The following is a 21,613-nucleotide window of genomic DNA, read 5'->3' on the forward strand; positions in this document are numbered from 1 at the left end:
GAGTTGTGCAAATTGCCGCTCTGTCGTTTTTATTTTCGAAGTTCCGCAATTCGCCCCATTGCTCGCTGATTTCTTTTCCGAGCGCGATTCATGCCTGATCCTTGTTTTTTCTGTAGCTTTCAAAATCTCTAACGTCTGTTGAAGGTCATTGAGAGTGGGCGAGAGAATTCTCTAGCACGTTAGTCAATGCTCGCCATTCTTGCAGTTTTTTTTGAAAGGATGTTGTAGCGTTTGCCGGACTAGTGGAAGGTAAGCGTTGATATCTTAGTGCTCTGGGCAGGCTATTCCGATGGATATGTTTTTGGAATGTCTTCTCAGCTGTAAAACCGTTGAAAAATATATGTGTTATATGCGGATGAGTCGTAAAAAATCCGAGAAAGTCATTAACGATAACGCTGGTCGGGTCGATTTTCGAATCTAAACTACTGTTATGCCGATGACAATATTTAACTACATCCCATAGAGCGATTCGTGCACTTGTTAGCGATAAAATTCTCGATTGATAGGGATGAGCAGGATCAATCGCCAATAACTCACACACAATAGGCCAAAAGTGATTGCGCGGATGCGCATAATATTGATCAGCTAATAGCGATGCTTTGCCTGGTATGCTGCCGAGAATTAACACTTTTGCGTCCGGCGTTGCCTCTGGAGGGAAGCTTGTAATGAGGTCCATTGTGGCGGCGTTGTCAGATAAGGACTCGGTTAGTCATTTCCGTATTTGGATAACGCCTAATACATCCAATACGCGGCAACAATAAGCATGTTCGTTGTCATGCATCAAAGCTAAGCCTAGCTGATTACCTTGGCTGACTGTAAGATGATGCATCAACAAGATCGATGAATATTCGGTTTCCATATAATCGATGCTGGCTTTTTGGTGGCCCCAGGCGCCATAGTCGCAATATATTATGCCGGCTAACTGTTTGTTGGCATAATCTTCAAATAACTCAACGCACTCTTCCAGCGATGTTTTTCGCGACAAGGTAGCGGTCAGATCAATGACTGAGACTATTGCTGTTGGTACCCTGTAAGACATCGCTTCCAATTTGCCCTGCAGTCTCGGTAAAACCAATGTTGTGGATTTACCCACGTTTGTGCTGGTTGGAATAATCGACGACGCGCAACCCCGGCCAAGTTGGGAGGAGGCATGGTAGCCGTCCAGCACGCGTTGATCCGATAGTTGCGGATGGATGGTAATCGCCCGGGCGTAATCAATCCCTATATGCTTGTCCAGCACATGGCAGATTGGCGCTAGCGCGTTGCCTGTACATGTGCTTGCAGAGATGACGTCGTGACGTATTGGGTCGTAAGACTGACTATTCACACCAAACACAAGGCTAATATCACAGCCACTGACATTCCACGTGCAAAGTACTTTTTTAGCGACATTTTGTACTATCAAAGACCGAAAGTCATTGATAGTTGCTGTTCCCGTGGCATCGAATAAGACATCAAGATTAAATTGGCGCAACACGCCAAAACTGTCGTCATCTGGTGAGCTGCGCCGACGATCCACTCGTTGATAGCGGACTCTTTTGCCATCGAGAATCAAGTCGTCGCCTTCGCAATCCACCTGAAATGGCGGGCGGCCATAGGTGCTATCGTTGGCCAATAGGTATGCTACGTGGTCTATAGCCATTACGTCACATACTACGCTTATATTGAACCTACCACCTTTGCTTTGCGCAAAATTGCCTCTTAATACGCCTCGGCCAATTCTACCAAGTCCGACAATCCCAACGTTAAGGCTCATCGCAGAATAGCTCCTCTAAATAATGTCAAAAATTGAATTTGGCATATGCGCTTGGCGATCTTGAGTGCTGGTAGGCATTTAAGTCGTATTATTCTCATTGGGAGGGTTTTGTTCTTCTTGTTAAGTGGTGATGTTGTCCAGTCTTTTAAAAGCTAGAGCAACAAACTATGCAAGTCAAGGTTAAACAAAATAATGATGAAATTCGGTAGGGCATTATGAGCCTTTTGTGTACGCATTAGGTAAACCGTTCTGGTTTTACTGCTCTTAAAATAAGTTAAGTCATATTCATGGGATAATATCCTCATGAAATGCAAACGAGATTCAGACGGCCGAGAAATTGATCACCATACGCTGCAAGTGATGCGGCAGCAGGCGGTCAAGGCTGTGAAAAATGGGCAGACAGCGGCCAGTGTGGCGGCAGCGATGGGCGTTAACATTCGCACGGTGTTTCGTTGGTTGTCCGACTTTGCAACCGGTGGTCAAAATGCGTTGCTGGCCAAGAAAATTACGGGGCGCCCACCGCTGGTGACGCCTGACGAAATGCGCTGGATCGCCGAGACCGTGCGGGATAAAACACCCTGGCAAATGAGGCTGGAGTTTGGCTTGTGGACCTTATCGTTGATTGGCGAAGTCATTTACCGCCAGTTTGGCAAGCGCCTGACGGCGCCGAGTGTGGGGCGGATCATGCGGCTGCTGGGTTTTACACCGCAAAAGCCCTTGTATCGGGCTTGGCAACAGGACCCGGTGTTGGTGGAAAAGTGGCAGTCGGAGGTGTTTCCTGCGTTGAAAGCCGAAGCCAAACGCACCGGTGCGGTGATTTATTTTGCCGACGAAGCCGGCGTACGTGCTGACTTCCATGCTGGCACCACCTGGGCACCGGTCGGGCGGACGCCGACCGTAAAGACGACCGGACGAAGGTATGGTTTGAATCTGATCGCCGCCGGGCGACTTTCGCTTCATGGTGCAGGAAGGCAACGTCACAGCCGACGTGTTTGTCGAATTTCTGAAACGTCTGCTGCGCGGTGCAGAACAGCCGATCATCTTGGTCGTCGACGGCCATCCGATTCACAAGGCTAAGATTGTGAAAACTTTTGTGGAGCAACAGCAAGGCCGTTTGCAGTTGGTTTTTCTGCCACCCTACGCACCACAACTCAATCCGGATGAACAGGTTTGGGGCTATATCAAGCCACGTATTGCCAAGCAGATGCCGGAAAATAAAATCGAATTAAAGAAACTCGTTCAATCTGCCATGCATCGCTTACAGAAACTCCCGGATATCGTGAAATCTTTCTTCAGGCACCCAGAATGTCAATATGCTGGCCAGTGACAATACTTGCTTTATGAGCAGTAAAAAGGTGTGCGGATGCGTTATTTTGTAACGATAGACTTACGTTTCTTCTTCCGAGATAACGAATTTTTCGGATAGTCGTAATAGGACAAACAACGCTCCGGCGCCGCCTGCCTGGGGGGGGGCGGAGCAAAATGCCAGTACGTCTTTATGTTGGCGTAACCAAAGATTGATATCGTTTTTCAATATCGGTTGATTGTCGGGTGAGTTGTAACCCTTGCCATGAATAATCAGTACACAACGATAACCAACCTCAATGCAATGGTGCAAAAAATGCAGTAGTTGCTGTTGTGCATCGCGGCTAGTTAAACCATGCAGATCTAGATTGGCATCTAAGCCGTAGTACCCTTTGCGAAGCTTCTTAAGTACATTTTTTTGCATGCCGGGTACCAGGAAGGCGACCTTGTCTTCTTGGAATAAAGTTTCCAGACTACCCTCGACGTCCAATTGTAACGGGTCGATTTGTTCCAACGGTTTAAACGCGGGTATTGGGCGAGGCTTTTTGTCCGGCTTAAGAATAACCGTATTTTTATCTACCGATTTGACTTTACCGATAGCGTTTCGAAACAAGAGGGCGTCGTCTGTGGAAGTGGTTTTTTTTGTCACGTAAGCTGCTGGTTTTGCGGTTTTTTTGCTACTATGGACGAATTTTAAAGCGTTTTACAGCGGTATGCACATACTTATCAGCAACGACGACGGTTATTTAGCTCAAGGCATCAATACTCTGGCAGACGCCTTGCGCTTATATGCCGACGTGTCGATTGTGGCGCCGGATAAAAATAGAAGTGCCGCAAGCAATTCTTTAACTTTGGATATGCCCTTGCGAGCAACGGTATGCGATAACGGTTTCGTTCGCGTGGATGGTACGCCAACGGATTGTGTGCATCTGGCAATAACCGGTTTGTTGGCAGATGAGCCCGACATGGTGTTTGCCGGGATAAATCACGGGGCAAATCTCGGCGACGACGTGCTTTACTCAGGTACGGTTGCGGCGGCCACCGAAGGGCGCTTTCTCGGCTTGCCTGCGGTTGCGATTTCATTAGCGTCAAGCGATCCTAAGCATTTTGAAACGGCTGCTCATGTGGCCGTGATGTTAATGCGAAAAATATTGGCTCATCCGTTGCCGGAAGACACCTTGTTAAATGTGAACGTGCCGGATGTGCCCTTAGCCAGTCTGAAGGGGTATCGGTCCACAAGGCTGGGTCAAAGGCATAAAGCAGAAGCGGTTATTCGCTCCAAGGATCCGCGCGGTCATGTCATTTATTGGGTGGGGCCGCCCGGTAGCGAGCAAGATGCAGGGCCAGGTACCGATTTCGACGCTATAAGAAACGGCTACGTGTCGGTAACGCCGTTACAGCTGGATTTGACACGTTACGAGAGGTTGGAGGGATTGCAAGATTGGTTAGCATTGGAGGTGCAGAAATGAGTCGACGATTACAGGGCATAGGCATGACTTCGCGACGGACCAGGGAGCGGATGATTTCCCGGTTGCGAGAGCAAGGCATTAGCAATAGCAAGGTATTGGCTATTATGGCCGAGACACCGCGACATATTTTTGTCGACGAAGCCTTGGAAAGCCGGGCATACGAGGATACGGCACTGCCCATCGGACACAACCAAACCATATCTCAGCCCTACATCGTTGCAAAAATGACGGAGTTGCTGTTGGAACAAGGACCGCTTGGTAAGGTATTGGAAATTGGCACCGGTTGCGGCTATCAAACCGCAATATTGGCCAAGCTTGTGGATCAGCTTTATTCGGTTGAGCGCATTGCGCCATTGATGAAAAAAGCCAGAGACACACTGTGGGAGTTGAATATCAAAACCGTGGGTTTCAAGCACAGCGACGGAGGGTGGGGGTGGCCCGAACATGCGCCGTTCGATGGTATTTTGGTTGCTGCCGCGCCCGCGGAAATTCCGGAAGCCTTGCTTTCGCAGATGGCTTTAGGAGGTGTAATGGTCATTCCCGTGGGATTGGAGGGTATGCAAGAGTTGCATCGTATTACTCGCACCGAGCACGGGTTTGAAGACGAGGTCATTGAGCGCGTGACTTTTGTCCCGTTTTTATCCGGCGTCAGTCAATAGCAGCTATAAGGAGTTTTTCGTGTCGAGCGATTAGGCTGCCCGACACGACGGCAGAGAGGAGTTAAATTCCTGAGTACCGTTTACGGCTGCTTGCAATCAAACCGAGCAGCGCAGGCCCGAATAGCCATACAGTCGATGGCAGCGGCACTGCGGTAACCGATACTTGCCAGCCGACGTCTTTCAACGCGGCTAAATCCAACTGTGTATAGACTTTGCGTGTACCTACGCGTATCGTCGGGTCCAATAATGCCTCTTGCGGCACACCGTTTACATTGCTTTGCGTGCCGTCCAGCCAATGTACCTTGTCGCTTTCCAGTGGAACATTGCCGCCATAGGCCGCGACAGCGTTGGCGCCGGTAAAGTTGGATCCGGACGTTTTGTCCTTCCAGGAATCGGCGCTGCCCAAGCCCAATAAGTGTCCAAGTTCGTGCAATGCCACCGAATAAAAGTCGTTGCCGCTGAACGGTTCCGTCGTGGACGGATTGGTATCAAAATACCAGTTTGCCGAATTGCTAAAGCTTATCTGGCCGCCCCAGGGGGCAAAATCGGTCGCCGAGCTTCCGACAGTATCACCGGACTGCCCTCTTTTTTCGGCGGTATTCAAAAAGGCTTGAGTACCGCTAACACTATATCCGCCGTAACCGCCAAAGCCCAAAGTGTTGCCGCCGAGATCGCGACCGCCAACAAATACTGTCAACGTGTCGGGGGCCACGCTGAAATTGTTTAATATGGTTTGAGCGCCAGTATCGGGACGATCAAATATCGCGCTGAAATTGTTGCTGCCGCCGGAGGAAATTGGGGCCAAGCTGTCGGTTAATATGCTTCCTAGGAAACTGCCGGCAGCATTCAGAAGTGTTTGCCGGCCTGAATTGACACCGGTGAAGAAGCCGCCGTCGTAGGTATAGTCGAAGTTGATAACGACTGCGTTGGCTGATTGGCTGGCGGCCAGCAACATAGCGCCAGCTAACAGGGAAGGTTTAATAAACATGAGTTTTACTTGCTCCATTTGGTTTGATGTTCGTTGTGTTTGTCGGTTATCGACTTAAACTATCGGCGTAACCACGCTCCCTTTTTATGCGTAATTGAAGGTGTTTTTATGTGTAAAACACGCTGAGAATTACCGTAGGCAAAAGCTAACACCGTCCATAACCGCGGCGCAAGTCTTTTATTTGTTAAGTGTTCAAATATTGCTTTTTGCTGGATAAATGTAAAGTTCTGCCTGTGGTCGTCGTAGAAGGCTCTGAATTTACCGCGTCATATTTTTTTGGCTCCACATACTCCACAATGCCGCTTCATACTGTTCCGCGAACCGAACGCTATCAAATAACGGAGATTCTAAAACCTGCTTACGTAATCGCTTTCGTAACTGAGATAGTTTTGTCGTTTCCTGGGCAAAGTCTTTCGCTTTGTTCACGTAATCGTTTTCGTTTGATGCGATCCAGTCGGCAAGCCCGGCGTTGATACAGATAGATTCGCCGGCCCTGGCAAGTATGCCATCTCCGCGCAAGGTCAAAACCGGTATTCCCATCCATAAGGCTTCAATGCTGGTGGTTACGCCGGGATAAGGAAAAGTATCCAGTGCAATATCTACTTTATGGTACATCGATAAATGCCGGCTTCGGCTCGGTTCTGCTTCCGCCAGTATCAAACGGTCGCCGCTAATTCCATGTTCGGCAAAACGTTGCAAGGTTCTGCTCTGTATAAACGGTTCGTTGAGTTGGCTTGCTTTCAACAAAAGCCTCGATGCAGGTACGCTATGCAATATGCTAGCCCAGGTCGCTACGACACCGTCAGTCATCTTGGTCAGATTATTGAAACTGCCAAAAGTCACAAATCCCTGCTTTAGTGCCGGTAGGGCCTCAACTGCGGGGGATTGATCGGGAGGTGTAAAACAAATGCAGCTATCGGGTAATCTCCAAATGGATTCGCTGAAATTTTCTTCATCTTGCGGAAGAATCGAATACGGATCGCTGAGAACGTAGTCAATCGCCTCAATGCCTGTCGATGCTAAATAACCCAGCCAGCTGATCTGGACCGGTGCGGGCTTCCAGGCGAATAACGATAAGCGACTAAGGGCGCTGTGCCCCGCCAGATCTATCAGTATCTGCACGCGGTCGCCGTGAATAAGTTGCGCTGCCGCTTCATCCGTCAAGTTGCTAATGTTTTTCCAGTCGCTCAGATAGGGTCTTAAGCGTGCTGAGTAATCATCCATGCCCGGTTGCGTGGCGTAAGCGATAAACTCTATCCGGGTTGATTTACTCTCGCGTAGTAAAGCATAAAGGAAGTGTCCGACCGGGTGATCCCGCAGATCGCCGGATACCAGTCCAACCCGCAAGCATGTCGGTTGTTCCGCGCTTAGCCAACGCGTATAGGGTGTGGCTGTTGCGGCAACCATTCGTCCGAATTTCTCGGCTTCTTCAAGGTAGTCTGCCCGATGCTGGGCGCTATAGTTGAGGTGGAACAATAATCCGCTTTGCGTGGCAATTTGGTCAGGTTTGAGTGTAAGGCTGGTTCGCCAGCACTCTTCCGCTTCCGCGATTCGGCCTTGAGCTTGCAGGTTGATTCCCAAATTGGTGTGTGCATCGACATAGTCGGAGTGCAGAGAGAGTGCTTGTCGATAGCATGATTCCGCCTCAAGTAAGTGGCGCTGAACTTGGTGTGTGGTTCCCAAATTGTTGAGCGCTTCCGGATAATTGGGTCGGATTGCTAGGGCTTGCTGAAAGTTTTCTCCGGCTTTTGCAAAATCGCCAACCGCGAAATAGATTGAGCCTAAAGCGCAATAGGCTTCCGGATAGTTCGGATCTAAAGCCAATGCCTGTTGGCAGCAGGCCGCGGCTTCCACCAAGCGGTTTTGTATTTTCAGAGCGATAGCCAAGCAGTAATGGCTTTGTGCAAGGGTTGGTTGCAGTGCGATGGCTCTGCGAAAACTTTGCTCGGCTTGCTCGGGATGTTGTTGAGCTTGTTGGCAAAGGCCTAGATTAATCAGTTCGCCTATAGCGTCCGGTGCTAAGGCGGACGATTTGGCTAAATAGAATTCCGCTTTGCGGTACCGACCCAGATTGAAGAGCAGGGTGCCTAGGTTGCTGCTCGCGAGGGCGTTGTTCGGGTCGAGTTGTAAAGTTCTTTCATATTGGGTGATCGCTTCATTGAGCTGGCCCTGTCCATGTAAGGTAGATGCAAAATTTAGATGGGCCTCGGCGTCTTGCGGCAATAGTTCGATGGCTCTCTGGTGGGCCTGTAGGGCGTCCGGAAAAGCGCCGCGCTGTTGCAGAAATAAACCAAGTACCTTCCAAGCTAATCCGCATTCAGGAAAGCGGGCAAGCAGGCGGCGGGCATTTTGTTCGCCCTCCACTGTTTGCCCCTGTTGAAAGTTAATAAATAAGGCATTGATTTCAGCTGTGGCCGGGGCTACAAGTGTTTTTTCGAGTTCGTCGACAGCGGTGCCTTGCAAGCCGACTTGGGTTTTGCCTTGCTGCAAAAGTTCTCGCGCTTCGGCATATCGTTCTGTTTGGATTAGCGCCTGGATACAGCTATGCCAAAACTTTCCTTCTAGGGATTTAGCACTTAATGCGCGATAAAAGTGCATAAGTGCAATATCGGCTTGCTGCAACTGCATCGCCAATACGCCCATATTATGATGGGCATCGGGATGCTCAGGCTGATCTTGCAATATCTGCAGGTACAGCACTTGCGCTTCCAGCAATTGCCCAGCTTGGTGATGGGCAATTGCTAGTTCCAAAGTTCGCGGCAGGTTTTCGTCAGGCATCGCCGCTTGAACTAATTTGCCGAACGTTGATGAGTTTCCATCATGTCGCACAAGGTTTGTTCCAGATTGCGGCAGAATAAATCGGTGTTAAACAGCGGATAGGCATTTTGATTTTGCAATAACCGGGCTTTTAGTTCAGCCAATCTTGCCGGGTCGCGTGCCAGATTCAAAGCCATGGTTTCGTACTCTTCCAGCGAGTGCGTAATTAATTCCGGTAAGCCTATCGCATGCAGCAAACTGGCGGCCACCCGGCCGGAGAAGGTGTTGCCTTGATACGTTATCACCGGCAAGCCTACCCGCAAGGCATCGCTGGCGGTGGTATGCGCGTTATAAGGCGTGGTATCCAGGAACATATCCGCCAATCGATAACGGGCCAGATGATCTTCCACGGCGGGGACGCGGGTGGCAAATATCAAACGCTCAGGATCGATGCCGCGCTGCTCGGCTTCTCTACGCAAATTGCGCTGCGCGGGTTCGTTTAATTTCATCAGCCATAATACGCTGCCGGGAACTTGGTCCAGCAAACGCATCCAGACATCGAACATCGGCGGATTGATTTTGTAATCATGATTAAAAGAGCAAAATACAACGCCAGTTTCCGGTAAGCCCATTTCGGCTCTGCTGGGTATGCGCTCGGCGATTTTCAGGTTGGAATCGGTTGGCAAATAGGCGTCAGGCAGATAAGCGACGGTCTCGGTGTAGTATTTTTGATGTTCTTCCGGAATCACTATCCGGTCCGCTAAAATGTAGTCCATGTAATCCACGCCCAGCGAGCCCGGATAGCCCAAGAAATTGACGTGTATCGGCGCCGGACGATAGCTGAATACGTCGGTGCGCGAGTCTGCCGTATACCCGGCCAAGTCAATCAGAATGTCTACTTCAAGGCTACGGATCAGTTCCGCTATTTCCCAGGATTTTTTTGAGCGGACGTCGATAAACCGGCTGAAAGCGGTTTCGAAGCGCTGTCTGAGTGCGCCTTTATCGTCCAGGCCGAGCGAGATCGCTATGGTTTCAAATTTTGTCCGGTCATGGTGTTCGATAATTCCTGCCATGAGATGGCCGACCGGATGTTCTCTAAAATCCGGCGATATGTAGGCCAGCCGAATTTTGTCGTGCTTATATACTTCGCCATTCCATAAGGTTTTGGCCTTGGCCGGAAACAGATGCTCGGCAAAAATTTTTACGCATTGCAACAAATCCTCGGGAGAATTCGACAATGACATAAACGGCAGGGTTTTGCAGACCCGACGCTGCTCGCGCACACCGGTTTCGATGATGCTCCGACTTTCGGCAAAACGCCGCCAATCGCAGCAATGTTGCTCGGCGTGGAATAACAAACCGCGGCCGTAATCGAAATCCGGGTTAGCTTCCAGGAGCCGTTCGAAGAAAGGGATGGCATCGTCGTAGCGATTCATCTCGGTGAGAATAATGCCCAAACCGGCCAAGGCCTTGTCGGACGTAGGATTGATTTGTAAGGCTTCATTGAAGCTTTCCACGGCCTTGACGTGCTGCTTTATCTCGTAATAGAGGTTGCTGCGGTTGATCATCGCGCTTTCGTATGCGGGATCGATGGCAATGGCTTGTTGGTAACCGGCTAAGGATTCCTCGAAGCGCCCCAAGGATTGCAAAATTACGGCTTCCACAAAATAAGCCGGTGCATAGTTTTGGCCGGTGGCAATGGCTTTTTTAATCCAATCCAGCGCTTCTGCCTGCTCATCCTGCTGCGATGCAATCACCGCTAAGGAGTAGAGCGCGGCAAAATTTTGCGGTTGCAACTGCAAAATTTCCCGAAATGCCTGTCTGGCTGCCGGTATATCGTTGGCATTTTGATATTCCAGAGCTCGTAGGGTCTTTTGCTGAATAGCGGCCGCGTCCGCCGGCGTTAGCGAAACGGTTGGTGCCGTCAGCGCAAAATGACTGGGTAGGCTTTTGCAATAGTTATCGGCCAATTGCGATCCTTCGCGTTGATCCAGTTCTTTTAACACCAGCAGACAGAAGTCCGGGGATTGCACCACCGTATCCAGAATAGCCGCCAATTTTCTTAATTGCCGGGTAGTCAGAAGGCCGAGTTTTTGGAAGTCTCTGACAAATACGGCATCCGACCAAATCGCCTGCTTGATCCCGGCATAAGGATTGTCTTTTAAGATGAGCGGTTTGAAACTGCGCGGCACGATGCCGGTAAAACAATGAAACATGAAGCCTTGGGCGCGCAGAAACTGCTCAACCTCGGCAAATAGGGGTTGCCCTTCATAGAGTTCGACGAATTCGACTTCGGTCCAGATCACCAATGCATCGGCCAGCGCTTTTATCCCGCCTTTGAATACGTCCAACTCGCCACCCTGGACGTCGATTTTAATCATGTCCACGCTGCCTAGATCGCTCAACTCGTCGAGGCTGACGGTAGTGACGGGGTGTTCTGCAACCAACTGCACCACGTCGCTAAGTTGGAAAAAAGCATCCAATAGCGGCTTATTGGGTTTATATAAGGAACCGGTCATGAACCAGTTGGTTTCGTAATATGTGGCCGGGCCGCCTTTGCCGACAAAATACGGCAGATAGCGATAGGATTTGTTGTCGGCGTAAATTTCGCACAACTTGGCGTGCGCTTCGGCGTCGGGCTCAAAGCCTATCACAGTGGCCAAGTCGGCCTGCATCAACGGCGCGTAGGGTTCGGTCAATTGGCCGTGCGAACTCGCCCCGATATCGACAATATTGACTCTTAGCGGATCGGCTTCGCTTCTTAATAGGGCATCAAGTAAGTTAAACGTTTCCGGCACACCTAACAGGTCGCGCCAGATGGCCTGATTGCCGGGGTTGTTAAGTAATATCTTCTGTTTAATTTGTTCGGGAATCGGCTTCTGTTGCCTTATGCTGGCAAGCGCATAACGTCTGGCCATGCCCGCCGACAAATTCGGACTGTTCCGGATCAATTCCAAGATGGATAGAGGATCGGCCAGAAAATAAGACGAAAAACTGCGCTTCGATTCGTAAAATTCGATCAAGACGCATTTCAGCCATTCGCCAACCGAACTCAACAGCGGACGCTTTAGATCCTGACTGAGTGGCGGTAAAAAAGGCGCATTGAATTCATTCAGGACCTGGATATTCAACAGAATAGTCGCCGTGGTCGATAACGCGGCGGCGCGCATTCCCAATTTGAACTGTATATACAGCAGTATCACCTGCCAGGGTGCTTTATCCGGTTCGGTCGCTAACGAAGCGGTAAAATAGGGTTCGGCGATGGCTCTGGCTTGTTGCAATAACTCCAGCTTATCGGCCGCACTGCGTTCGCCCCATTCAAATTCGGCGCACAAATTCAGCGCATGTTTGTAGTCAGCCGCTAGACAGCTGTCGGTTAATGGTATGCATGAACGGTAATATTCGCACTGGGCAAAATGCATCAAAGCATTGAAATTGCCTGCGACATCGGGAGTTTCGGCAGGTAGTAGGTTGCCATCGAATAAAAGGCCGCTTTTACGTAAAGTATCGGCTCGGTCCGGTTTGCAAGCAAAAAGATTCAAAGTCTCGCTGTGCAGCGCGGCGTCGAACTCCACCAACACATTCAGTTCGGACAGCAAACGGTAAATAGAAAAACCATACTGACGCACCGCATCGATCAAACCATGGTTGATTTGGTTACCGTGCATCAGCTCAAACATCAGCAGCGGCGATTGTTCGCTAAAGAAGCTCTTGCCACCTTTTAAGACATTAATTTCCTCGCCTTCGGCGTCCATTTTTACAAAGTCGATAATTACATCGGGGGCAAACTCCTTAAGGCTGTCGTCGAGGGTTCTTAGCTCGATGATTTCCTTATTTTGGCCGCCACCGCTCAGGGAATTGAGCTCGCTATTTGCCGACACGTTAATTTCCGCTTGGCGGGCTATATCCGATAACCCAAAGCGCAACAGATTGACTTTGTGGCCGAAACCGTTCAGTTGGATGCTGTTTTGCAGCATGCCGCCGGGGGCCATGGTCGGCTCGAATGCCCAGACCCGGCCTTGATCGAGGCGTTTGGCGATACTTAACGCATACACGCCGTGATTGGCGCCGATGTCCAGACAGTTCATGCCGGGCTCGATATAGCGCCGAATGAAATCCATTTCATCTTCAAACCAATCTTCTTGTTCCAGCAACACATAAGGTGTCATCAGATTGATGTCGCTGGCGGCACAAACGATCACGTCATTTTTGATGCCGATTGGCCAAAATGGTTTTTTCTCCATGGATTTACCTTGTTCTGCGGTTAAGAGTAATTGGACGATGCTTAAAATATTTAGCTTGAGCTTTAGGGCTAATCCGCTGAATTATAGACTGGCAATGCTAGATTTAAGACGGCATTGCTTTGCTTTGTAGAGTGATTGTCAACATTATGCAAAAAAAAACCGTCCTCAAGTTGCCTTGAGGACGGTTTGGGCTTTGCTGTTTTTAACTACTAGCTGATTATTATGCCGTTTGCGGTGCCGGTGTTGAAGCCGTCAGTACCCGATATTCCGGTCAGCTTGATCAAGATGTCGCCTCCCGTATTGTGTTGGAAGACGTAAGTATCGGAGCCAAATTCAAAGGCTGCCGCATCTCCGTTAGTGGAAGCCACCAGTTTTGCGACACCGACCCATTCTCCCAAGGTGCCGATATCGGTCGAATCCGCTCCGCCCAGGGTAATAAGGCCGGCGGCTGTCGTAGCGGTGATCACTTGACCGGGAGCCGCGGTATCGGATGCAAGTGTTACGTTTAACGCTGTGGCACTGGCTATAGACGGCGTGCCGACAATATTTAGAGAATCCTCCGTGGCTGCGCCGGCATTGCCTTTGCCAAAGTCGGTAATGGTATCGAAGTCGAAAGTACTACCGCCTACGGTACCGGTGTCGCCCGCCGCGAAATTGAAGGTGTCTTTTCCGGTCCCGCCGGTCAAGGTGTCGTTGCCTCGGTCGCCGGTGATACTGTCAGCCAAAGAGGTGCCGGTAATGGTGTTGTTAGAGCCATCGCCATTGATCAACACCAAATCAGTGCCGGTGTCGAAAGCATTGGTTCCGCCAAAAGCAGTAAATACCAAGCCGCTTAACGTTACCGCTCCGGTTCCTTTTACATCGACTTGCAAGGTCGCTGCCGCGCTGGTGTCGGCGTTGACCAGTAATGTCGAACCGCTCAATTGGCTACCGGTAAAGGTGGCTGTTTCACCGTGAGTAATCAGCAGTTTATCGATGTTAGTAAATGTGCCGCCGCTGAAATCCGTAGAAGTGACTACATTCAGCGTAGCAAAGCCGGTTCCGCCGTTTATCACTTCACCGATATCCACATCGTCGGTATTAAACAGGAAGGTATCGTTGCCGGTACCGCCTGTAAGATTATCGATACCGTTGCCGCCGGTGATGGTTAGGTTGCCGTCGCCGGCCACAATCACATCATTGCCCGCAGTGCCCGTGACTGTTGGTGAAGTTACGATGCCTACGGTGTCTACCGTCGAATAGCCCAAGTGGGCAATCGCAGTGACCTGAGCCGGCGTCAGGAACTCCAGTTGACCAACCGTGATAGCGCCAATTTGAGTGGATGTGAGTTGGCTCAATTGACTTGTGGTAAGAACCCCAAAATGCGCTTCGGTTAACGCTTGTATGTCCGAGGTTGTCAAGGCTACCAGCTGCGTCGGCGTGAGTTTGGGCAGCTGGTTGGTAGTGAACGCTTCCACTTGAGCCGTTGTCAATGCGGCGATCTGAGCGGTAGTCAAGTCGTCGATCACGTTGGTCGAAATAGCCGCGATTTGAGTCGTAGTCATTTTTTGCAGATCCGCAACTTCGATGGACGCAATCTGATCTGAAGTGAGCGCACCAATCTGACTATTGCTCAGCTGACCGATTTGCGATGTGGTCAGAGACGCGATTTGACCGCCGGCGCCTGCCGATAGAGCGGTAATCTGCCCATTGGACAATGCTGCCAGTTGCGCGGTGCTGAGAGCCTGTATTTGCAAGCTGCTCAAGGCCGTCAAACCGCCTGTGGCCAACAGCCCCGCGACATTGACAAATGGTAGGTCTCCGACCTGGATTTTTGCCACTTGGGCATTAGTCAACGCCGATACTTGAGTGGAGCTGAGTGCTGAAAACTGCACCGTATCCAAGGCAACGATCTGATCGGTGGTTAAAGCGCCGATTTGATCGGTGGTCAAGGCATTAATTTGAGTGATAGAAAGTTTTTGCAGATCACCCGTTTCAACTGCTTCGATTTGCCTGGTTGTTAACTGGGCGATTTGTGCCGCCGATAGACTGGAGAATTGCGTAGAGGACAAAGTCGCAATTTGCCCATCTGTGCCCAGTGTCAGAGCTTGTAACTGATTTGAGGTTAAAGCTCTTAGCTGATCGGTAGTCAGAGCAGCAATTTGCCCGTTTGTTGCGGTCGTAAGTGCTTGCAATGCGGCGATTGATAAGCCTTTGATCGCATCAGTGGTGATTGCTTTTAAATCGCCTGTCTCCATCTTGACAATTTGATCCGAGCTCAAGGCGCCGATTTGCGAAGAACTTAACGCTTGTACTTGGCTGCTGGTTAGCTTTTCAACTTGCGATGTGGTGAAAGCCGCAATTTGCGTTGACAACAGTGCGGCCACTTGGCTGGTTTTCAGAGCCGCCAGATCAGTTGTTTCCAACGCCGATATCTGATTGGTGGTGAGTTTTTGCAGCTGCCCATTGGTTAAGGCTACGACTTGCTCGGTTGTTAACGCAGCGACTTGGCCGGCGGCACCCAAGGTTAAGGCTTGTATTTGGGTAGTCGTCAGCGCGGCGATCTGGCTGGTGGTCAGCGCCGCGATTTGGCCGTCGGTGGCCGTGGTTAAAACTTGTAAGCTATCGGTAGACAGGCTTTGAATTGCCGTCGGCGAAATCGCGCGCAAATCCGCCGTTTCCAGTCCGGCAATTTGCCCTGGAGCCAAGGCCGCAACCTGGGCTGCACTCAGGTTGGCGGCTTGATCCGAGCTTAGCGCTGTCACTTGTGCCGATGTCAGAGCCGCTATTTGTCCGGTTGCTCCGGTGGTTAATGCTTGGATTTGCGGGATTTTCAATGCGGCAATGTCGGCGGTTTCCAGGGCCTGAATTTGCTTGGTGGTCAATTTGCTGATTTGAGTCGGCGTCAAGCTTGCTACTTGATCGGTCGTCAAGGCGGCGATTTGACCGTTGGCCTCTACGGTTAGCGCCGTCAGCTGGTCGCTTGTCAAGTTTTGGATTTGGTAAGTGGTCAGGGCTGCGATTTGGCCGGTCGCTGCAGTGCTCAAGGCTTGAATACTATCGGTACTTAAACTCTGGATTGCGGTAGTCGTTATAGCCCGTAAATCGTTGGTTTCCAGGCCGGTAACTTGACCTGGCGTCAACGCAGCTACTTGCGCACCGCTCAGTTTAGCCGCTTGATCCGAGGTCAACGCGGCGATTTGGGCGGAACTTAATGCGGCAACTTGACCCGTTGCACCTGTCGTGAGTGCTTGGATTTGTGCAACTTTCAATGCTGCTAAATCCGTAGTTTCCAGTGCTTGGATTTGATCCGTCGTCAGTAATGCGATTTGGCTTGGGTCCAGAGTGGAAACTTGAGTAGAAGTTAGTGCGGCAATTTGTCCGCTGGCACCGGCAGTGAGTGAGGTCAGTTGATTGCTGGTCAGTTCAGTAATCTGCCGAGTAGTCAATGCGGCAATCTGACCGTTGGTAGCAGTTGTTAAGGCTTGAATGGCTGATGTCGACAAGCCTTTGATGGCGCCTGTGGCCACCAGAGCCAAATCTTCAGTCTCCATCGCCGCGACCTGGTCGGCACGGAGAGAGGCCATTTGCGCGGAAGTGAGCGCTCCCGCCTGGGTGGTTGTTAATTTTTGCACTTGGGTGCTGGTTAGCGCGGCTATTTGGCCGTCTGTTCCGGTCGTAAGCGCGGCAATCTGAGCGGTTGCTAGCTTTTGCAAATCCGCCGTTTCAATTGCCGCAATTTGGTCAGGTAATAGTTTGGCGATTTGCGAGGTCGTCAATTTTTGGATTTGCTCAGTCGTTAGCGCCGCAATTTGGCCGGCGGTGCCGATTGATAGTGCCTGTAACTGATTGGATGTCAATGCTTGAATTTGCGCTGTGGTCAAACCTGCAATCTGGTTGCTTGTCAACGCGGCGATTTGATCGGTGGCCAGGCCGCTGATTGCAGTGCTGGCTAAATAGGCCAAATCGCCGGAGTCGAGGGCGGCAATTTGGCTGTCGGTCAGAGAAGATATCTGGCCGGATGTTAACGCTCCGACTTGGCTAGTGGTCAGACTTTTCACTTGATTGGTTGTCAACGCGGCAATTTGCCCGGTTGCGCCGGTGGTGAAGGCGGCAATTTGGGTAGTAGTCATCGCGACCAAATCGGCGGTTTCCAAAGCGCTGATCTGCGCAACGCTCAAAGCGGCAATTTGCGCGGTGGTGAGTACTTGCGCCTGCTCGGGACTTAAGCTGGCAATTTGGCCGGCTGTCCCTATTGTCAGCGCTTGAGCTTGGGTAGTTGTTAAAGTTGCAACTTGATCCGGGTTCAAATAACCGATTTGAGTGGTGCTCAGTTCGGTTATTTTATCGACGGACAGTGCTCTTAAAGCCGTCGTCGACATATTGCCGATCACGCTGGACGACAACGAGGCAAAATCGACGGCTTGCATGTTTTCGACTTGCGTTGATGTCAGCTTGTTAAATTGCGTATAGGTTAGAGAAGCGGCTTGACTGGTAGTCAAGGCCTGAATCTGATTCGCGTTCAAGACAGCTATCGCATCGGTGGTCAGCTTGGATAGCGCGCCGGTCGAGCCGGTTGTCAATGCCGCGATAGATGAAGCCGGCATGTTCGCGACTTGTGTTGCGGTTAACTTGGATGCCTGATCCGCGGTTAACGCCGCTGCCTGCGACGTGGTTAATGCCTGAATTTGCTGGGTAGTCAGACCTTGAAGTTGGGTGCTGGTCAATGCGGCAATGGCGGCGGTTTTTAACGAGGATATATCGGATGTCTCGATTTTCGCCAATTGCGTGACGCTGAATTTGGTAATTTGTTCCGCTGTTAGTGAATTGACTTCCGCGGCTGTCAGTTTAGGTATCTGGGTTGTTGTCAGCGCGGCAATTTGTGCCGAAGTTAAGGCCGCGACTTGACCGGTGGCGCCGGTTGTTAAAATCGCGATCTGGTCGGTTGCCAATGCAGCCAATACCGCTGTGGCCAAGCCTTTGATAGCGGTAGTGGATATTGCCGTGAAATCGGCCGATTCCATACTCGCAACCTGCACCGAACTTAGCTTGGCTACTTGAGTAGACGTCAATGCCGCTGCTTGATCGCTGGTCAATTTGGGTAATTGGTCAGTGGTAAGTGCCGCGATTTGGGCGGTGGTCAGGGCTGCTATCTGGTCTGTGGTCAGATTGGCAATTTGAGTCGTTGACAGAGAGGCTATGACATTCGAGCTTAGGCCTTTTACCGCATCACTGGACAATTTAACAAAATCGGCCGATTCGAGATTGGCGGCTTGCAAAGTAGTCAAGCTGGTCAACTGGCTTGAGCTGAAAGAAGCGGCCTGAGCGGTGGTCAAAGCCACGATTTGAGCGGTGGTCAACGACGCGACCTGAGTACTGGACAAGCCGGCGATTTGACCCGCGGTGCCGGTAGTCAATAATTGCAGTTGATCGGTCGTCAGATTGGAAACGATGGCAGTCGATAAGCCTTTGATGCCGGACGAAGAGAACGCCACGAAATTAGCGGAATCCGTGGTTTCGCTAATTAAAGTATCGAATTGGCTGGTACTGAGGGCGGCAACTTGAGCGGACGTCAGCGAACCTTCCTGGCTGGAAGATAGGGCGTCCAATTGGGTGGAGGTCAATGCCGCAATCTGCGCCGCGGATAGTCCTGCCAATAAGCCGGTACTGCCACTGGACATGCTGGCGATTTGCGCGGTCGTTAAATTGGATATGGTGTCTGTAGACAGGCCTTTAATGCCGGCTGGAGATAGTTTGGCAAAATCAGCGGACTCCATTGACGCAAATTGCGCTGAAGATAACTTTGAGACTTGGAGAGATGTTAGCGATGCGGCTTGGTCTGTAGTCAACGCTGCTATCTGGCCATTGGTTCCGGTGGTCAAAACGGCGATTTGCGATGTGGTCAATGCCGCAACTTGCCCATCGGTGCCTGTTGTCAGGCTGGCGATTTGCGTGGTGGTCAAGTTGGCGACGATGGCTGTCGATAGCCCTCTGATGCCGGACGATGTTACGGCCGCGAAATCGACTGCTTCCATCGCGCCGAATTGGGTGGTACTCAATATGCCGACCTGAGTGGAAGTCAGCGATGCGGCTTGGGCCGTGGTCAATGCCGTGATTTGCCCCCCGGTTAGGGCTTGAATTTGGGCTGTGGTTAGGGCGGCGATTTGGCCAGTGGCACCGGTGGTTAAGGCTTGAATCTGGTTAGTGGTTAGTACCGCAATGGCATCGGTGGTTATGCCCTTTAGGCTGGCGGCCTTGATTTTTGCTAAGTCCGCGGGCTCGATGCTGGTTATCTGGGTCGAGCTGAATGCCGCTACCTCGGCGGAGGTCAATGAAGTAGCTTGGTCGGTGGTTAAGGCGGCAATTTGGCCGTTAGTGCCAGTGGTCAACGCGGCGATTTGAGCAGTGGTAAGTCCGGCGACGGATGCATTGGATAATTCGGCAAAATCCGTGGTTTCGATGGCCTGAATCTGACCAGTGGTGAGTTTTGCGACCTGAGTGGCTGTTAGTGCCGCCGCTTGGCTAGTGGTTAGAGCGATGATTTGGCTGTTGGTCAGCGATGTCAGTACGGCGGTGGAAATGCCGGCTATTGCGGTGGGGGTCAATGCCGCAAAATCCGCAGCCTCCATATCGCTAATTTGCTCGGCGCTGAGTTTGCCGACTTGGGCTGCGGTCAAGGAGGCCGCTTGGGCGGTGGTCAGCGCTTTAATATGTCCGTTGGCGCCGGTGGTTAATGCGGCAATTGCCGCTGTAGTCAATTTGGCTAATGCGCCCGTCGCGCCGGTTGTCAATGCGGCAAAGTCGGTGGTTTCCATATTGGCGACTTGCGTAGAGCTCAATATGGACGCTTGGGTACTGGTTAGCGATCCCACTTGGTTGGCGGCAAGGGCGACGATTTGGTCGCTGGTCAGCGCCGCGATTTGATTTGTTGTCAAAGCCGCCATTTGACCGGCGGTGCCTGTAGTAAGTTTTAGAAGGAGCGAAGTGGCCGCCGTCGTTAACGAGTTTAGGGCCGCAGTTGTCATGCCTTTAATGGCAGCGCTGGAAATCGCTACGAAGTCGGCGGACTCCATTGCGGCAAACTGGCTGGAACTCAATGCGGTGACTTGGCTTGCTGTGAGTGCCGCGGCTTGCGTCGGCGACAGCGCAACCACTTGCCCGTCCGTGGCTGTGGTCAATGCGGAAATCGCGGCAACGGACAGGCCTTTGATTGAATCGGTGTCCAGCGCGGCAAACGCACTGGTGGACAGCGTGGCGATCTGGCTGGAACTGAGTGCGCCGGCCTGCAGCGAGGTCAGTGCGGCAGCTTGCCCGGAAGTCAGCGCGTCGATTTGGGTGGCTTTAAGTGCCGCAATCTGAATGGTCGTTAAGCTTGCTATTTGTCCCGCGCTACCGGTTGTCAGTACGCCTATTTGCGCGTCGCTTAATGCGCCGATGGCGGTTGCGGAGAGCTGCTTGATGGCGGTGGTTGTGATATTTGCCAACGCGGCGGTTTGTATCTGTAACGCTTGCGCGGAGCTTAATCTGCCAACTTGGGCCGCGGTCAGACCGTCGGATTGGCTGGAAGTCAGATTTTGAATTTGGGTGGTGCTGATCGACGAAATGGTCGACGTACCTAATTGGCTGATGGCGGCATCGGTCAATGCCCCGAAATCGGCATCGTCCAGAGCGGCTACTTGCGCGCCACTAAGATATTTTGCTTGGTTAGACGTTAATGAAGCTACTTGGCTAAAAGTCAGCGCTTTGACTTCGGCGGTAGTCAAGGCCGCGATTTGCCCCGCGCTACCGACGCTCAAGCCGGCAACCTGTCCGTTGGTGCCTGTAGTCAGTAACTGGATTTGGGTACTCGTTAGGCTGCTTACAATGCTGGTGGTTAAGCCTGAAATGCCGGCGGACGAGATCGCGCTGAAATCGGCGGCTTCCATTGCATTAACTTGTGCCAGGGAGAGCTTGCTTACCTGAGATGCCGATAATTTGTTTACGGCCTCTGTCGTAAAAGAGGGCATCTGATCGGTAGTGAACGCGGCAATTTGGGCTGCACTCAGAGATGGAATTTGGGATGTGGATAATGCGGCGATTTGCCCCGTGGCTCCGGTGGTTAACGCGGCGATTTCGGTAGTCGTCAGGGCCGCAATTTGGGCTGGCGTCAATGAGGTGATGTCTGTATCTGTAGCGATAGCCATAATTGCGGTCCTTTAATAATTGTCTGATTCGGTGGGCGTAGTCGTTACTTCAATATGCATGGCGGTAGCCCCGGCATTTTTAGTATTTTCGGTAACAGACGTAAAAACTTTAATGGTTTTATTTGCGAGCATTTATAACAGTATCCGTGGCGATGCAGAAACCTGTCTCTATGATGTTGTTCACAGTTTGACTAAATCGCCCTAAGTATAGACACAAAATAAAATTGCATAGCCGTAGCTACTTAACGGAGTTTCTCGATTAACTTGGCGCTA

At 51.2% G+C, this 21,613-nt stretch carries 9 protein-coding genes and 1 pseudogene; 3 read left to right on the forward strand and 7 right to left on the reverse strand.

What is annotated here, in order from left to right:
• Positions 1-145: 145 nt before the first annotated feature.
• Positions 146-676 carry a DNA-deoxyinosine glycosylase gene (locus tag ACH50O_RS22520; protein ID WP_446809973.1) on the reverse strand — a complete coding sequence of 177 codons (531 nt, stop codon included), beginning with the start codon at positions 674-676 and terminating at the stop codon, positions 146-148.
• A 33-nt stretch (positions 677-709) separates the two neighbouring features.
• Entirely contained in the window at positions 710-1,756 is a 1,047-nt protein-coding gene (locus ACH50O_RS22525; protein WP_446809974.1) for a type I glyceraldehyde-3-phosphate dehydrogenase, read from the reverse strand.
• Between the two features lie 303 nt (positions 1,757-2,059).
• Here ACH50O_RS22525 and ACH50O_RS22530 point away from each other — a divergent pair.
• Positions 2,060-3,083 (forward strand): annotated as a pseudogene (locus tag ACH50O_RS22530) (IS630 family transposase).
• A 60-nt stretch (positions 3,084-3,143) separates the two neighbouring features.
• Here ACH50O_RS22530 and ACH50O_RS22535 read toward each other — a convergent pair.
• Positions 3,144-3,710 carry a Smr/MutS family protein gene (locus ACH50O_RS22535; protein ID WP_446809975.1) on the reverse strand — a complete coding sequence of 189 codons (567 nt, stop codon included), beginning with the start codon at positions 3,708-3,710 and terminating at the stop codon, positions 3,144-3,146.
• 64 nt (positions 3,711-3,774) lie between these two features.
• On the opposite strand from ACH50O_RS22535, the gene surE reads away from it, so the two are divergent.
• Both surE and ACH50O_RS22545 read left to right on the forward strand, forming a co-directional pair.
• Positions 3,775-4,530 carry a 5'/3'-nucleotidase SurE gene (gene surE / locus ACH50O_RS22540; RefSeq protein ID WP_446809976.1) on the forward strand — a complete coding sequence of 252 codons (756 nt, stop codon included), beginning with the start codon at positions 3,775-3,777 and terminating at the stop codon, positions 4,528-4,530.
• Positions 4,527-5,189, forward strand: coding sequence for a protein-L-isoaspartate(D-aspartate) O-methyltransferase (locus ACH50O_RS22545; RefSeq protein ID WP_446809977.1), 663 nt, complete (start codon positions 4,527-4,529; stop codon positions 5,187-5,189). The genes surE and ACH50O_RS22545 overlap by 4 nt, the downstream gene beginning before the upstream one ends.
• Positions 5,190-5,250: 61 nt before the next feature.
• On the opposite strand, the gene ACH50O_RS22550 is transcribed toward ACH50O_RS22545, so the two are convergent.
• From ACH50O_RS22550 to ACH50O_RS22565, 4 genes are all read right to left on the reverse strand, one after another.
• Positions 5,251-6,177: a matrixin family metalloprotease gene (locus tag ACH50O_RS22550; RefSeq protein ID WP_446809978.1), complete on the reverse strand. Its 927-nt coding sequence runs from the start codon at positions 6,175-6,177 to the stop codon at positions 5,251-5,253.
• Positions 6,178-6,435: 258 nt separating this feature from the next.
• Positions 6,436-8,955 (reverse strand): tetratricopeptide repeat protein, encoded by a 2,520-nt coding sequence (locus tag ACH50O_RS22555; RefSeq protein WP_446809979.1) that lies wholly within the window; start codon positions 8,953-8,955, stop codon positions 6,436-6,438.
• Positions 8,956-8,966: 11 nt separating this feature from the next.
• Positions 8,967-13,178, reverse strand: coding sequence for an FkbM family methyltransferase (locus ACH50O_RS22560; protein ID WP_446809980.1), 4,212 nt, complete (start codon positions 13,176-13,178; stop codon positions 8,967-8,969).
• Positions 13,179-13,387: 209 nt separating this feature from the next.
• Positions 13,388-21,340 carry a beta strand repeat-containing protein gene (locus ACH50O_RS22565; protein ID WP_446809981.1) on the reverse strand — a complete coding sequence of 2,651 codons (7,953 nt, stop codon included), beginning with the start codon at positions 21,338-21,340 and terminating at the stop codon, positions 13,388-13,390.
• Positions 21,341-21,613: the final 273 nt, after the last annotated feature.

The organism is Methylomonas sp. 2BW1-5-20, from assembly GCF_052474515.1.

Coding starts and splice junctions, on each gene's coding strand:
- ACH50O_RS22520 (WP_446809973.1), bottom strand. CDS start 676: ATGGACCTCATTACAAGCTTCCCTCCAGAGGCAACGCCGGACGCAAAA.
- ACH50O_RS22525 (WP_446809974.1), bottom strand. CDS start 1,756: ATGAGCCTTAACGTTGGGATTGTCGGACTTGGTAGAATTGGCCGAGGC.
- surE (WP_446809976.1), top strand. CDS start 3,775: ATGCACATACTTATCAGCAACGACGACGGTTATTTAGCTCAAGGCATC.
- ACH50O_RS22545 (WP_446809977.1), top strand. CDS start 4,527: ATGAGTCGACGATTACAGGGCATAGGCATGACTTCGCGACGGACCAGG.
- ACH50O_RS22550 (WP_446809978.1), bottom strand. CDS start 6,177: ATGTTTATTAAACCTTCCCTGTTAGCTGGCGCTATGTTGCTGGCCGCC.
- ACH50O_RS22555 (WP_446809979.1), bottom strand. CDS start 8,955: ATGCCTGACGAAAACCTGCCGCGAACTTTGGAACTAGCAATTGCCCAT.
- ACH50O_RS22560 (WP_446809980.1), bottom strand. CDS start 13,178: ATGGAGAAAAAACCATTTTGGCCAATCGGCATCAAAAATGACGTGATC.
- ACH50O_RS22565 (WP_446809981.1), bottom strand. CDS start 21,340: ATGGCTATCGCTACAGATACAGACATCACCTCATTGACGCCAGCCCAA.